The sequence below is a fragment of the Streptantibioticus parmotrematis genome (assembly GCF_019890615.1).
GTDB classification, from domain to species: domain Bacteria; phylum Actinomycetota; class Actinomycetes; order Streptomycetales; family Streptomycetaceae; genus Streptantibioticus_D; species Streptantibioticus_D parmotrematis.
In genome coordinates this window covers 113,765-127,784 of record NZ_JAINVZ010000009.1, presented here as the reverse complement: position 1 = coordinate 127,784, position 14,020 = coordinate 113,765, and the positions used below count along the sequence as shown (strand labels likewise).

Sequence of the window (14,020 nt, the reverse complement as noted above, 5' to 3'; positions counted from 1 at the left end):
CGCCGCTACGAGCCGGAGTTGACCGGCCTGCGCTCGCGCAGCAGGCCCGCCAGGGCCTCCGCGAGGGCCATCGGGTCCACCGGATGGGTGACGGCGGCGTCCGCGCGGCTCCAGGTCGCCAGCCACGCGTCCTGCGGCCGCCCGATCAGCACCAGCACCGGCGGGCAGTGGAAGATCTCGTCCTTCAGCTGCCGGCACACGCCCATGCCGCCGGCCGGCACCGCCTCGCCGTCCAGCACGCACACGTCGACGCCGCCCTTGTCCAGCGCGGACAGGACGGCCGGCAACGTGGCGCACTCCAGGTACTCCATCCGCGGTACGTCCGGCGCGGGCCTGCGTCCGGCGGCCAGGCGTACCTGCTCGCGGGTGTTCGCGTCGTCGCTGTAGACGAGCACCGTGGCGGTCTGCTGCATGGTGCGGTGCCTCCTCGCTGAGGGTGGCCGCGCGGCCGGTGACCGCGGCGCGGACACGCGGATGCTACTCCCGCGACGCCACGCCCGAGGAGACCCCGGACGTCCCGCCGATCCTCCGCGCCGCCCGCCGCGGGCGACCCCGACATGGCGTCAGTACCGGTCGGAGGCAAGGGCGACGGCACCCGAACGACCTGGACTTCCCTCCTTCGAGGGACAGCCGCGCTACGCCACGCGGGTACCCCGGAAGCCCTTGACACACCGAACGGCACCCCCCGGAGTGAGCGCGAGATAAGCGACCGACATAATGTCGGTCGTGGCGACAGCAACAGCAGTAGAAACCGGGCACGCGCACCCGTCGGTCAACCGGCCGAACCTCGTCAGCGTGGGAACCATCATCTGGTTGAGTTCCGAGCTGATGTTCTTCGCGGCCCTCTTCGCGATGTACTTCACCCTGCGATCGGTGACGGGGACGGCCTTCTGGCACAGTCAGAACCAGCATCTGGACGTGCCGTTCGCCTCGTGCAACACCACGATCCTGGTGCTCTCCTCGCTCACCTGCCAGCTCGGCGTCTTCGCCGCCGAGCGCGGTGACGTGAAGCGCCTGCGGATGTGGTTCATGATCACGTTCGTGATGGGTGCCATCTTCATCGGCGGTCAGATCTACGAGTACACCGACCTGGTGCGGGACGACGGGATCTCCCTGAAGTCCAGCCCCTTCGGCTCGGTGTTCTACCTGACCACGGGCTTCCACGGACTGCACGTGACGGGCGGTCTGATCGCCTTCCTGCTGGTCCTGGGCAGGACGTACGCGGCCAAGAAGTTCACCCACGAACAGGCCACCGCGGCCATCGTCGTGTCCTACTACTGGCACTTCGTCGATGTCGTGTGGATCGGCCTCTTCGCCACGATCTACCTGATCAAGTAACCCGGTTAGCACCGGACACCGGTTCCGCACCGGAACCACACCAAGCATCGACGCAGAAGATCCTGACACCGGGGTAATCCGTGAAAAAGCTCTCCGTACGACGGCGCCACCCGCTGGCGGCACTCGTCGTCCTACTCTTCGCGCTCGCGGCCACCGGGGGGCTGTACGCCGCGTTCGCGCCGGCTGAGAAGGCGCAGGCCGACTCATCCCAGTCCCTCGCCATCGAGGAGGGCAAGAAGCTCTACTCCGTGGGCTGCGCCACCTGCCACGGCACCTCCGGGGAGGGCACCAAGACCGGCCCCAGCCTCGTGGGCGTCGGCTCCGCGGCGGTGGACTTCCAGGTCGGCACCGGCCGGATGCCGGCCCAGCAGCCGGGGGCTCAGATCCCGGCCAAGAAGGTGGCCTACAGCCAGGCGCAGATCGACCAGCTCGCCGCCTACATCGCCTCGCTCGGCCCCGGTCCCAGCGTGCCGACCAAGGCGCAGTACAGCCCGGGCGGGGCGGACATCGCCAACGGCGGTCAGCTCTTCCGCACCAACTGCTCGCAGTGCCACAACGCGTCCGGCAAGGGCGGTGCGCTGTCGGACGGCAAGTTCGCCCCCACGCTGCAGGGCGTGACCCCCAAGCACATCTACGAGGCCATGCTGACCGGCCCGCAGAACATGCCGAACTTCCCCGACACGACCATGCCGGAGAAGGACAAGAAGGACATCATCGCCTACCTGGGCGAGGTGGACAGCGGTAAGACGCCGAGCGAGGGCGGTCTCGAACTCGGTGGCCTCGGCCCGGTGAGCGAGGGCCTGTTCGGCTGGATCTTCGGTCTCGGCACCCTGATCGCCGTCGCCGTCTGGGTCGCCGCTCACACCACGAAGGCCAGGAAGTCATGAGTAGCCACCCTGGATCCCACGAGGACATGTCAGAAGAAAACCTGCCGAGTGAGCGGTCGGACGCTCACGACGGCGCGGTGGCCGTCGCCGAGGACCCGTTCGCCGACCCCGGCCTGCCGCCCCACCAGCCCCGCCGTCAGGACATCGACGAGCGTGCCGCGCGGCGCTCCGAGCGTGCCGTCGCGTTCATGTTCACGCTGTCGATGGTGGCCACCCTCGGCTTCATCGCGGCGTACTCGCTGATCCCGCCGAGCAAGATCGTCTACATCTTCCCGTTCGGTCACGTCAGCGCCCTGAACTTCTCGCTGGGCTGGTCGCTCGGCGTGGCGCTGTTCTGCATCGGCGCGGGCGCGGTCCACTGGGCCCGCACCCTGATGTCGGACGTCGAGATGCCGCAGGAGCGGCACCCGATCGAGGCGGAGCCCGAGGTCAAGCAGAAGGTGCTGGCCGACTTCCGGCAGGGCGCCTCGGAGAGCCAGTTCGGCCGCCGCAAGCTGATCCGCAACACCATGTTCGGCGCGCTGGCCATGGTGCCGCTCGCCGGCGTCGTGCTGCTGCGCGACCTGGGCCCGATGCCGGGCACGTCGCTGCGGCACACCGCCTGGCGCAAGGGCATGCAGCTGATCAACGTCAACACGAACCTGCCGCTGCGTCCCGAGGACGTCGGCGTCGGTTCGCTCACCTTCGCCCAGCCCCCGGGTCTGAACGACAACTCCGACGACTACGACGACGTCATCGCCAAGGCGGCGCTGATGATCGTCCGCCTGAAGCCGGAGGACATCAAGGACAAGCGGGAGGCGGACTGGGGCCACGAGGGCATCGTGGCGTTCTCCAAGATCTGCACCCACGTCGGCTGCCCGATCAGCCTGTACGAGCAGCAGACGCACCACGTGCTGTGCCCGTGCCACCAGTCGACGTTCGACCTTTCCGACGGCGGCCGGGTCATCTTCGGTCCGGCCGGTCACGCTCTGCCGCAGCTGCGGATCAGCGTGAACGACAAGGGCTACCTCGAAGCACTCGGTGACTTCACCGAGCCGGTCGGCCCGAGCTTCTGGGAGCGCGGATGAGCACCACGAACCACGCCACCGACGACGCGAGCGCGCCCCGGGGCAAGGCCCCGGCCGGCGAGCGGCTGGCGGACTGGGCCGACGGCAGGCTGGGCGTCTACAGCCTGGCCAAGGCCAACATGCGCAAGATCTTCCCGGACCACTGGTCCTTCATGCTGGGTGAGATCTGCCTGTACAGCTTCATGATCATCATCATGACGGGTGTCTACCTGACGCTGTTCTTCCACCCGAGCATGAACGAGGTGACCTACAGCGGCCCGTACGTGCCGCTCCAGGGCATCCGGATGTCCGAAGCGTTCAACTCGACCATGAACATCAGCTTCGAGGTGCGCGGCGGTCTGCTGATCCGCCAGATCCACCACTGGTCGGCGGTCGTCTTCATCGCGGGCATGTTCGTCCACATGATGCGAGTGTTCTTCACCGGCGCGTTCCGCAAGCCGCGTGAGGTCAACTGGATGTTCGGCTTCCTGCTGTTCGTCCTGGGCATGTTCACCGGCTTCACCGGTTACTCGCTCCCGGACGACCTGCTGTCCGGTACCGGTGTGCGCTTCATGGAAGGCGCGATCCTGTCGGTGCCGATCGTCGGTACCTACCTGTCGTTCTTCCTGTTCGGCGGCCAGTTCCCGGGACACGACTTCGTGGCCCGCTTCTACACCATCCACATCCTGCTGCTGCCGGGCATCATGGCCGGTCTGCTGGTGGCCCACCTGATCCTGGTCTTCTACCACAAGCACACCCAGTTCCCCGGCCCCGGCCGGACCGAGAAGAACGTCGTCGGCATGCCGCTCATGCCGGTGTACATGGCGAAGGCCGGCGGCTTCTTCTTCCTGGTGTTCGGTGTCATCGCGGCGGTCGCCGCGGTCGCCTCGATCAACCCGATCTGGGAGTTCGGCCCGTACCGTCCGGACCAGGTGTCCACCGGTGCGCAGCCCGACTGGTACATGGGCATGGCCGAGGGCCTGATCCGCGCCATGCCGGGCTGGGAGATCAACTTCTGGGGTCACACGCTCCAGCTGGGCGTCTTCATCCCGCTGGTCCTGTTCGGTGTGGTCCTGGCCGTCATGGCGCTGTGGCCGTTCATCGAGTCCTGGGTCACCGGTGACAAGAGCGAGCACCACCTCGCCGACCGTCCGCGCAACGCCCCGACGCGCACCGCGTTCGGCGCCGCGTGGGTGGCCTGGTACATGGTGCTGCTGCTCGGTGGTGGCAACGACATCGCCGCGACCCACTTCCACCTGTCGATCAACGCGGTGACCTGGTTCGTCCGGATCTCGTTCTTCGTGATCCCGGTCCTGACCTTCGTGGCCACCAAGCGGATCTGCATGGGCCTGCAACGCCGCGACAAGGACAAGGTGCTGCACGGCCGGGAGACCGGTGTCATCAAGCGCCTGCCGCACGGTGAGTTCGTCGAGGTGCACGCGCCGCTGGACCAGGGCCAGATGTACACCCTCACCCAGCACGTCCAGCACCAGCCGTTCGAACTCGGCGAAGAGGTCGACGAGAACGGCGTGCGCCGCAAGGCCGGCCCGGTCACCAAGCTGCGGTCCAAGCTCTCCCAGGGCATGTACGGCGAGGGAAGCCAGATCCCGAAGCCGACCGCGGAGGAGCACGCGGAGATCACCAGCGGCCACGGCCACCACTGATCCCCGCGGCGGTACGTCCCGGGGGCACCCCAGCCCCCGGGCCCCCGCCCGACGCGTCACCGAAGGCCCCGTACGGACCGCCACAGTCCGGACGGGGCCTTCGGCGTGCCCGCCGCCTCGATAGGCTTGCCGCGAGGCATGTCACGTACCCCCAGGAGCGGCCCATGAACGCGCGGAACCCAGTCGGAGGCGACGGCGTGGCGACCCGCGGCTGGCCGCAGATCCTCACCCGGCTGCTGGAGGGCCGGGACCTGACCGGGGACGACACCGCCTGGGCGATGGACCGCGTCATGCGCGGCGAGGCCAGCGACCCGCAGATCGCGGGCTTCGCGGTGGCGCTGCGGGCCAAGGGCGAGACGGTGGAGGAACTGGCCGGGATCGTGCGCGCGATGTACGCGCACGCCAACCTCATCGAGGTGGCCGGACCCAGCGTGGACATCGTCGGCACCGGCGGCGACATGGCCAGGACGGTCAACATCTCCACCATGTCCGCGATCGTGGTGGCCGGCACCGGCGCCCGGGTCGTCAAGCACGGCAACCGCGCCTCCTCCTCCGCGAGCGGCGCGTCCGACGTGCTGGAGAAGCTCGGGGTCAACCTGGAACTGACGCCGCGCCGGGTCGCGGAGGTGGCCGCCGAGGCCGGGATCACGTTCTGCTTCGCGGTGAAGTTCCACCCCGCGCTGCGCCACGTCGCCAACGCCCGGGCGCAGCTGGGCATCCCCACCGTCTTCAACTTCCTCGGCCCGCTGACCAACCCGGCCCGGGTCACCGCGCAGGCCACCGGCGTGGCCAACGCGCGCATGGCACCGCTGATGGCGGGCGTGCTGGCCGAACGCGGCTCGTCCGCGCTGGTGTTCCGCGGCGACGACGGCCTGGACGAGCTGACCACCACCGCGACCTCGCAGGTGTGGTGGGTGCGCGACGGCAAGGTCGACCAGGTCCCGTTCGACCCGCGGGACATCGGCATCGGCCTGGTCCCGGTGGAGGCCTTGCGCGGTGGCGACGCGGCGCACAACGCCGAGGTGGCGCGGCGGCTGCTGGCCGGGGAGACCGGGCCGGTGCGCGAGGCGGTGCTGCTCAACTCCGCCGCCGCGCTGGTGGCCCTCGCGCCCGGTGAGGGGACGCTCCAGGAGCAGCTGGCGGCCGGAGTGGCGAAGGCGGCCGAGGCCATCGACTCCGGCGCCGCGCGGGCGGTGCTGGACCGCTGGGTGGCGGCCAGCAACGCGTGATGCGGACGGTGTGGCAGGGGGCCGGCGGTCCCCTGCTACACTCACCGGCAGGTCACGAGTGACAGCGCAAAGGCCCCGGCTCGCTGTCCGGCAACCCTCCGTCCGTGGCGGGGTGCCCCGGGTGATGACCAGGCCGTGAGCAGCGAGGCTCATGGCAAGCGCGGACCCCTCGCGAACCCGGGGTCCTGGTTGTCGCGGGAGACTCTCTTGAGCAAGCGAATGCGATAGGGCCGACCGGTCCTTCCCTTTTTCCGGCTTTCCGGATCGCGGGCCTTTGCGGCCCGGTGATCCGCCGGGTTCCGGTCAACGGCCCGCACGTCCCACGTCCGACGCCCGTCCGGCTTCACTCCGGTACGCGCCGCCGTGCGTCGTCTCTGCGTATTTCACGTTATTCACGCTTTCCGCCCTTTCGGCCTCGCTTCGGCTCGAAGGCCGAATTCGCCTGCCTTTCCACGGGAGTTCGCCATGTCCGCCTCCGCTGCCTCCGCCGCTTGCGACCAGCCCGCCGCCTGCCGCACCGCCCCGCTGCCCGTCCTCGGCCGCGACGTCCTCGTCCCGCTGGTCACCGGCGGCGAGGTCACCTACGCCGCGCTGGACTACGCGGCCAGCGCGCCCGCCCTCCAGCGGGTCTGGGACGACGTGGCCGCGTACGCGCCGTACTACGGGAGCGTGCACCGGGGCGCGGGCTACCTGTCGCAGCTGTCGACCGACCTGTTCGAGGCCGCCCGCGCCGAGGTCGCCGCCTTCCTCGGCTGCCGCCCCGACGACCAGCTGGTCTTCACCCGGTCCACCACCGACTCGCTGAACCTGCTGGCCGCGGCCGTGCCGGACGGCACCGAGGTCTTCGTCTTCGAGACCGAGCACCACGCCTCGCTGCTGCCCTGGCGCCGCGCCCGGGTGACCTACCTGAGCGCCCCGCGCACCCCGGCGCAGGCCGTCGAGACGCTGGAGAAGGCGCTGGCCGGGCGGGACGGGCACGGGGAGGCGCTGGTGTGCGTCACCGGCGCGTCCAACGTCACCGGTGAGCTGTGGCCGGTGCGCGAACTGGCCGCCGCCGCCCACGCGCACGGCGCCCGCATCGTGCTGGACGCCGCCCAGCTCGCCCCGCACCACCCGGTGGACATCGCCGACCTCGACGTGGACTACGTGGCGTTCTCCGGCCACAAGCTCTACGCGCCCTTCGGCTCCGGCGTGCTGGCCGGACGCGCGGACTGGCTGCGCGACGCCGAACCGTACCTCGCGGGCGGTGGCGCCAGCCGTACCGTGGCCCGGCGCGCGGACGGCGGCGTGGACGTCGAGTGGCACACCACCGCCGCCCGCCACGAGGCCGGTTCGCCCAACGTCATCGGCGTCCACGCCATCGCCTCGGCCTGCCGGACGCTGCGCGAGGCGGGCTTCGAGGCGCTCGTGGCACGGGAGCGGGAGCTGGTCGGACGCGTGCTGACCGGGCTGGCCGCGGTGCCGGGGGTCAGGGTGCTGTCGCTGTTCGGCGAGGACGCCGAGCGGGTCGGCGTCATCTCGTTCGTCGTCGACGGCTGGAACAGCTCGCACTTCGCCGCCGCCCTGTCGGCCGAGTACGGCATCGGCGTGCGCGACGGGCTGTTCTGTGCGCACCCGCTGGTGCGCACGCTGCTCGGCGGCGAGCAGGACGCGCCGGGGGAGTGCGGCGCCCCCGAGGCCGCGCCCGGCGAGCGGTCGCTCAACGCGATCCGGGTGAGCTTCGGCGCGGGCACCCCCGACGAGCACGTCGACCGCTTCCTGACCGCGGTCGCCGAACTGGTCCGGGACGGCGCGGCGTGGAACTACCGCACTGAGGACGGCCGTTGCGTGCCGGACCGCTCGGGTCGCCCGCGGGGCTGAGCGGTCCGCGCGGCTGCGGGGCCCTCAGCCCTCCAGGCCGATGGAGAACGCCGCCTCCAGGTCGTGCTGCGAGTAGGTGCGGAACGCCACGTGCGTGTCGGTGCGCGCGACGCCGGGGATCTTGCTGATCCGGCCCGGGATGACGTCCGCGAGGTCGTCGTGCCGGGCCACCCGGACCAGGGCGACCAGGTCGTACGTCCCGGTGACCGAGTAGACCTCGCTGACGTGCTCCAGCGCCGCGATCGACTCGGCGATCTCGGGAATCCGGTCGACGTCGGTCTTGATGAGCACGATCGCGGTGATCACGGCTGGCCCTCTCCTCGGGTCACGGCTTGCGGGGCCAGCTTAGACCGCGGCCGGAAGAGCGCCGCCGTCACCGCGAACCCGAACACGAAGCCGGTCACGTGCGCCAGGTACGCCACCGCGGGCCCGGCCTGCTCGGTACGGGCCGCGATCCACTGCAACCCGAACCAGAACGCCAGCACCACCCACGCCGGGAAGCGCAGCGGCAGGAAGAGCAGGAACGGGAAGAGGCTGGTCACCCGGGCCGACGGATGCAGGAACAGGTACGCGCCCAGCACCCCGGAGATCGCCCCCGAGGCGCCCACCAGGGTCTGCGTCGAGCCCTGGTGGCCCAGCGCGTAGCCGTAGGTGGCGACGTAGCCGGTCACCACGTAGAAGACGGCGAAGCGGGCCCGGCCCATCCGCTCCTCCACGCCCGCGCCGAAGACGTACAGGAAGAGCATGTTGCCCAGCAGGTGCGCCCACCCTCCGTGCACGAAGAGTGAGGTCAACACCGACAGGAACGGCACCTTCACCATCCGGGCGGGCACCGGGCAGCCGGACGGCAGCCCCAGCGAGGCGGGCGCGAGCGTGCCGTGCCACAGTTCCACCGGGATCACCCCCCAGCGGTCGAAGTACCGCGCCTGGGCGCACAGTTGCGCGTGGCCGGTGCCGTACGCCGGGTCGAGGCCGGACAGCGGCGAGACCAGGAAGACCAGGACGCACAGGCCGATCAGGCAGTACGTGACCAGCGGCGGCCTGACCCCGGGGCGCCGCGCCGGGACCAGGCCCCGGACGACGGCGCGCGCGGTCCGTACGGTCGGCCCGCGATACGTGCTGAGCCGGGACGTGAACCCGGGCTCCCCCTGACGGCGTGGCGGCGGCATGAGCCGATCATGGCGGACCGCGCGGGCCCGGCCGGGCTGCCTCGCCGGACACCCTCTGCACGCGGAGCGCGGCAGGCCGTAGGGTTGACCGAGCGCATGCGATTCCTTTCGGCCATGCGGCGTACACCGTCGCCGCCCCACGCACAGGACGAGGACGACACGATGCCGGTGCCCCAGCCGACCGACACCACCCGTTGGCGCTGCACACTGTGCGGCAACCTCACCCGGTTCGACGTGACGCGCTCGACGCGGGTCGTGGAGTACGTCCACCTCGATCTGGCGGGCGAGCCGAAGGTGGAGGAGCGCGAGGTGCTGAGCGAGGACGTGGAGTCGGTGCGCTGCCGCTGGTGCAACGCGGTGGACCGGATCGAACTGGTGGACCGGCCCGGTTCGGACCAGGAACCTGGGCGGGCCTGACCCGCGTACGGCGGGGACAATGGGGGGTGTACGGACGGCCAAGGGGAGAGCGACGGGAGTGACTGGTGGAGCGTACGGACGGCAATCCGCGGGCGGTACCGGAAGGCGCCGGCGGATCCGACGAGCCGCCGCTCGACCAGGGCCCCGACCACCCCACCGATCCACCGCCCGGCGACGACGCGCACAGCGATGACGCGCGGGGCGACGAAGCGGGCGACGCCGCGGCGGGCGACGACGACGCGGGCGGCGACGAGGCCAGCGGTGCCACAGCGCAGGGCGAGTGCCTGGACCGCCCGCTGCCCGAAGGGGTGCGGCACCGGGTCGTCGCCTTCGCGGCCGACGCCTTCGGCTCGCTGACGACCGCGGAACTTCCCGCCCAGTTGCGGCAGTACGCCCGGTTCACCCCGTCACGCCGCGCGAAGTTCGCCGCCAACGCACTGGCCGCCGCGCTGGAGACCGACCCCGTCTTCCGGCAGCGCATCGCCGCCCGGCTGCGCGAGACCCAGGGCGAGCTGACCGCCGCGCTCGACGCCGGCACGCCGCCGCCCGCCGCCGATCCGCTGGACGTGGCGGCCGCCGCGTACCTGCTGCGCCCCGCCGGGTGGCCGAAGCTGGTGGCCGCCGCCGGCGAGGAGGCCCAGCGCGCCCACGCCGACCAGGTCGGCGAGGAGACCGCCCGCGAACTCGGCCGCCTGCGCGCCGAACTCACCCAGGTCCGGGCCGCCGCCCACGAGGAGGCGCAGGCCGCGCGGGCCGAACTGGACACGGTCCGCAAGGAGTCGGACTCCCTGCACCGCAAGCTGCGCAGCGCCACCAGCGACCTGCGGCGCGGCGAGGCAGCGGTGCGCAAGCTCCAGGCCGAGCTGGAACGCGTACGGGCCGCGCACGGCACGGAACTGGCCGCCGCCGAGGGCGAGGCGCGCAGGCTGCGGGCCCGGCTCGCGGAGTCCGAGTCCGCCCTGGAGGCGGGGCGCCGCGCGGTGCGGGAGGGACGCAGCCTGGAGGACATGCGGCTGCGGCTGCTGCTGGACACCGTGCTGGAGGCCGCGCAGGGCCTGCGCAGGGAGCTGGCGCTGCCTCCGGTGACCGAGCGGCCCGCCGACGCGGTCGAGGCGGTGGCGCCGGGCACCATCAACCCCAAGGACATCGCGCGCCGCGCCCTGTCGGAGGACGACCCGGCGCTGCTCGACCAGTTGCTGGCGCTGCCCCAGGCGCACCTGGTGGTCGACGGCTACAACGTGACCAAGACCGGCTATCCCACGATGCCGTTGGAGAAGCAGCGGCTGCGGCTGCTCGGCGGGCTCGCGGTGCTGGCCGCGCAGTCGGGCGCCGAGGTCACCTGTGTCTTCGACGGCGCGGAACTGGCGGCGCCGGTGCTGCTGGCGCCGCCGCGCGGGGTGCGGGTGCTGTTCAGCAAGCCGGGGGAGACCGCCGACGAGCTGATCCGGCGGCTGGTGCGGGCCGAACCGCCGGGCCGCCCGGTGGTCGTGGTCTCCGCGGACCGCGAGGTCGCCGACGGCGTGGCCCGCGCGGGCGCCCGCCCGGTCGCCTCGACGCTGCTGCTGCGGCGGCTGTCGCGCGGCTGAACTCCCGCCGCGCGGGGCGACTTCGGCATGATCACCCCGTAGCCGCCAATTGCGCCATGGAAGTCCGTTTTACTCCCCGGAATGATTCATCGCGCCTTTTCCGCCGTCGAGTTGGCCCGTGAGTGGCGACTGATTCGGACTGTGATACGCGCCACACGGGGCTGTGGTATGCGCCCCCAGCAGGGGAGTTCGGTGGACGTAGCGTCAAATCACCGTCACGGGTGGTGCGGTGTGCGTAAAGAACTCGCATGCCCGCCAACTTTTTTCCCGCAAGGATTTGAACCGATCACAAGTTGGTTACTAGGGTCATCCCTCGAACCCCCGCGTAGTCGATCGTCCGCCCGGATGACAGTGGGGGCTCCCGCCGAGTTCGACGCGCCGGTTCAGCAGCATGGGGGGCACCGACGCGCGGAGCCGGGGAACCAACGTTCCCGGGGTGAATCGGGGTCAGGACGCGCCGGCCAGGGCGCGTGAGACTCCGTAGGGCTTCTTCCGGCCCGAATCCGACAGCTCACCCGGTAGGCGGTCGTAGGAAGAAGGAGCTTGCCTCCCGTGGCGTCCCACCGTCGTCCGAAGCCAGCCAGTCGTACCCGCGTGACCGTCCTGACCGCGACCGCCGCCGCTGCCGTCGCCCTGTCGACGCAGGCCGCCAACGCCGACCCCAAGCCGAGCGTCAGCGACGTCAAGTCCCAGGTGGACAGCCTCAACCAGCAGGCCGAGCAGGCCACCGAGAAGTACGACGGCGCCCAGGAGAAGCAGAGCCAGCTCCAGCAGCAGGTCAACGACCTCCAGAACAAGGTGGCCCGCGAGCAGGCGAGCCTCAACAAGCTGGCCGACAACTTCGGCGAACTCGCCAGCGCGCAGTACCGCACCGGCGGGATAGACCCGTCCCTCCAGCTGTTCCTGTCCTCGGACCCCGACAGCTACCTGGACAAGGCCACCATGCTCGACCAGCTCAGCGGCACCCAGGCCGACGAGCTGAAGCAGATCGAGGCGCAGAAGCGCGTGCTCGACCAGGAGCGCGCCGAGGCCTCCGCGAAGCTCGCGCAGCTCGACAGCACCCGCAAGGCGCTCCAGCAGAACAAGCAGGACGTCCAGAACAAGCTGTCCAAGGCACAGAACCTGCTCAACACCCTGACCGCCTCCCAGCGCGCCTCCATCGAGAACGGCGGCTCGGTCAGCGACCCCAGCCTCGGTGACTCCAAGGCCGCCTCGGCCCGCGCCCAGGCCGCGCTCGACGCCGCGAAGACCCGCATCGGCGACCCGTACGTCTACGGCGCCACCGGCCCCGGCTCGTTCGACTGCTCGGGCCTGACCCAGTGGGCCTACGCACAGGCCGGCATCTCGCTGCCGCGCACCTCGCAGGAGCAGGAGGACGTCGGCCAGCACCTGACGGAGAGCGAGTTGCAGCCGGGCGACCTGGTCATCATGTACGGCGGCGACCACGTCGGCCTGTACGCGGGCAACGGCATCATCCTGCACGCCCCGCACACCGGCGCCTCCGTGCGCTACGAGCCGCTCAGCGACATGCCGTTCGACTTCGGCGTGCGCGTCGGCTGACGCCCCCCGACTTTCCCCCGACGACCCGTGGCGTGAACGCCGCGGGTCGTCGGCGTGTGCGCCGTCCGGGTGACGTGCGGCGGGGGGTGCTGACGCGCGGGGGCCGTGACCTGGGGATTGCCGGAACACGCCGATTACGGGTGGCTCGCGGTGTTTTGAACTGTGCGTGACCGTACGGCTACTGTCGCCTCCGCACAGTAAGGAGGTGCGCCCCCATGGCATCCCATCGCCGTCCCCCGCAGCCGGGTCTGGTCCGGGCCGGCCGTGTCACGGTGCTCTCCGCCGCCGCGGCCGCCGCCGCCGTCACCAGCGCGCTGCCGGCCGGCGCCGCGTCCCACGACAGCCCGGCCGACGTCAGGTCCAAGGTCGAGGGGCTGTACGAGCAGGCCGAGCAGGCCACCCAGCAGTTCGACGCCGCCCGCGAGGCGGAGGCCCGGCTGCGCGGCGAACTCGACGCCCTGCGCGGCGAGTCGGCGCGCACCCAGCAGAAGGTCAACGACCTGCGCGACAGCCTCGGCCGGGTCGCGGGCGAGCAGTACCGCGACGGCGGCATCGACCCCACCCTCGCCCTGCTGCTCACCTCGGACCCCGGCGGCTACCTCGACCGCGCCGCAGACCTCGACCGCATCGCCTCAGAACGCGCCGGGCAGCTGCGCCAACTGCGCGCCGCCCAGCGGGTGCTGGACCAGGAGCGCCGGGAGGCGGCGGGCAAGCTCGCCGAGCTGACCCGGACCAGGACCGAACTCGGCGCCCACAAGCGGACCGTGCTGGGCAAGCTCGGCGAGGCCCGACGCCTGCTGGGCACCCTGACCGCCGCCCAGCAGGCGTCGGTGGGCCTGGGCCGCGCCGACGACGGCCGCACCGCGTTCGGCGGTGCCGTGCCGGACCTGCCCGACCTGCCCGCCGCGTCCGGGCGGGCCGCCGAGGCGGTCGCCGCGGTGCGCGCGGCGCTGGGCATGCCGTACTCCTGGGGCAGCACCGGCCCGACCGCGTTCGACTGCTCCGGCCTGATGTACTGGGCCTACCAGCACGCGGGAATCACCCTGCCGCGCACCTCCCAGGAACAGCTGCACGCCGGGCAGCACGTCCCCCTCGCCGAGGCCCGCCCCGGCGACCTGGTGATCTACCGCGGCGACGCCTCGCACGTCGGCATGTACGTCGGCGGCGGCAAGGTCATCCACGCCCCCTACCCCGGCGCCCGGGTGCGCTACGACCCGGTGAACATGCTGCCCGTCGACGCCGTCGTGCGTCCCTGAGGCCGCGC

General features: G+C 71.5%; 13 protein-coding genes and 2 riboswitches. Of the genes, 10 read left to right on the top strand and 3 right to left on the bottom strand.

What is annotated here, in order from left to right:
- Window positions 1-5 precede the first annotated feature (5 nt).
- Window positions 6-413, bottom strand: a complete 408-nt coding sequence (locus tag K7472_RS15440) for a hypothetical protein (protein ID WP_222978279.1) — start codon at window positions 411-413, stop codon at window positions 6-8.
- 304 nt (window positions 414-717) lie between these two features.
- On the opposite strand from K7472_RS15440, the gene ctaE reads away from it, so the two are divergent.
- The 6 genes from ctaE to K7472_RS15410 all read left to right on the top strand — a co-directional run bounded on the left by ctaE (window position 718) and on the right by K7472_RS15410 (window position 8,024).
- Complete coding sequence (gene ctaE, locus K7472_RS15435; RefSeq protein ID WP_109450595.1) at window positions 718-1,338, top strand: aa3-type cytochrome oxidase subunit III; 621 nt, start codon at window positions 718-720, stop codon at window positions 1,336-1,338.
- Window positions 1,339-1,418: 80 nt separating this feature from the next.
- Entirely contained in the window at window positions 1,419-2,225 is an 807-nt protein-coding gene (qcrC, locus tag K7472_RS15430; RefSeq protein ID WP_222978277.1) for a cytochrome bc1 complex diheme cytochrome c subunit, read from the top strand.
- Window positions 2,222-3,292 (top strand): cytochrome bc1 complex Rieske iron-sulfur subunit, encoded by a 1,071-nt coding sequence (gene qcrA, locus K7472_RS15425; protein ID WP_222978275.1) that lies wholly within the window; start codon window positions 2,222-2,224, stop codon window positions 3,290-3,292. The genes qcrC and qcrA overlap by 4 nt, the downstream gene beginning before the upstream one ends.
- Complete coding sequence (qcrB, locus tag K7472_RS15420; RefSeq protein ID WP_222978273.1) at window positions 3,289-4,935, top strand: cytochrome bc1 complex cytochrome b subunit; 1,647 nt, start codon at window positions 3,289-3,291, stop codon at window positions 4,933-4,935. Before qcrA ends, qcrB begins: the two co-directional genes overlap by 4 nt.
- Window positions 4,936-5,099: 164 nt before the next feature.
- Window positions 5,100-6,164: an anthranilate phosphoribosyltransferase gene (trpD, locus tag K7472_RS15415; RefSeq protein WP_222978271.1), complete on the top strand. Its 1,065-nt coding sequence runs from the start codon at window positions 5,100-5,102 to the stop codon at window positions 6,162-6,164.
- A 50-nt stretch (window positions 6,165-6,214) separates the two neighbouring features.
- A riboswitch (SAM riboswitch) is annotated at window positions 6,215-6,331 on the top strand.
- Window positions 6,332-6,629: 298 nt separating this feature from the next.
- Window positions 6,630-8,024, top strand: a complete 1,395-nt coding sequence (locus K7472_RS15410; RefSeq protein ID WP_222978269.1) for an aminotransferase class V-fold PLP-dependent enzyme — start codon at window positions 6,630-6,632, stop codon at window positions 8,022-8,024.
- 24 nt (window positions 8,025-8,048) lie between these two features.
- Here K7472_RS15410 and K7472_RS15405 read toward each other — a convergent pair whose 3' ends face one another.
- On the bottom strand, window positions 8,049-8,330 hold the full coding sequence (locus tag K7472_RS15405) for an Lrp/AsnC family transcriptional regulator (protein ID WP_222978267.1): 282 nt from the start codon (window positions 8,328-8,330) through the stop codon (window positions 8,049-8,051).
- A complete protein-coding gene (locus K7472_RS15400; RefSeq protein ID WP_222978265.1) occupies window positions 8,327-9,193 on the bottom strand; it encodes a rhomboid family intramembrane serine protease in 867 nt (288 codons plus the stop codon). The genes K7472_RS15405 and K7472_RS15400 overlap by 4 nt, the downstream gene beginning before the upstream one ends.
- A 162-nt stretch (window positions 9,194-9,355) precedes the next feature.
- On the opposite strand from K7472_RS15400, the gene K7472_RS15395 reads away from it, so the two are divergent.
- The 4 genes from K7472_RS15395 to K7472_RS15380 all read left to right on the top strand — a co-directional run bounded on the left by K7472_RS15395 (window position 9,356) and on the right by K7472_RS15380 (window position 14,012).
- Window positions 9,356-9,610 carry a hypothetical protein gene (locus tag K7472_RS15395; protein WP_222978263.1) on the top strand — a complete coding sequence of 85 codons (255 nt, stop codon included), beginning with the start codon at window positions 9,356-9,358 and terminating at the stop codon, window positions 9,608-9,610.
- A gap of 284 nt (window positions 9,611-9,894) precedes the next feature.
- On the top strand, window positions 9,895-11,196 hold the full coding sequence (locus K7472_RS15390; protein WP_222978512.1) for an NYN domain-containing protein: 1,302 nt from the start codon (window positions 9,895-9,897) through the stop codon (window positions 11,194-11,196).
- Between the two features lie 366 nt (window positions 11,197-11,562).
- Window positions 11,563-11,737: riboswitch (cyclic di-AMP (ydaO/yuaA leader) on the top strand.
- A gap of 11 nt (window positions 11,738-11,748) precedes the next feature.
- Window positions 11,749-12,756: a C40 family peptidase gene (locus K7472_RS15385; protein WP_222978255.1), complete on the top strand. Its 1,008-nt coding sequence runs from the start codon at window positions 11,749-11,751 to the stop codon at window positions 12,754-12,756.
- A gap of 215 nt (window positions 12,757-12,971) precedes the next feature.
- Window positions 12,972-14,012, top strand: a complete 1,041-nt coding sequence (locus tag K7472_RS15380) for an NlpC/P60 family protein (RefSeq protein ID WP_222978254.1) — start codon at window positions 12,972-12,974, stop codon at window positions 14,010-14,012.
- The last annotated feature ends 8 nt before the right edge of the window (window positions 14,013-14,020 follow it).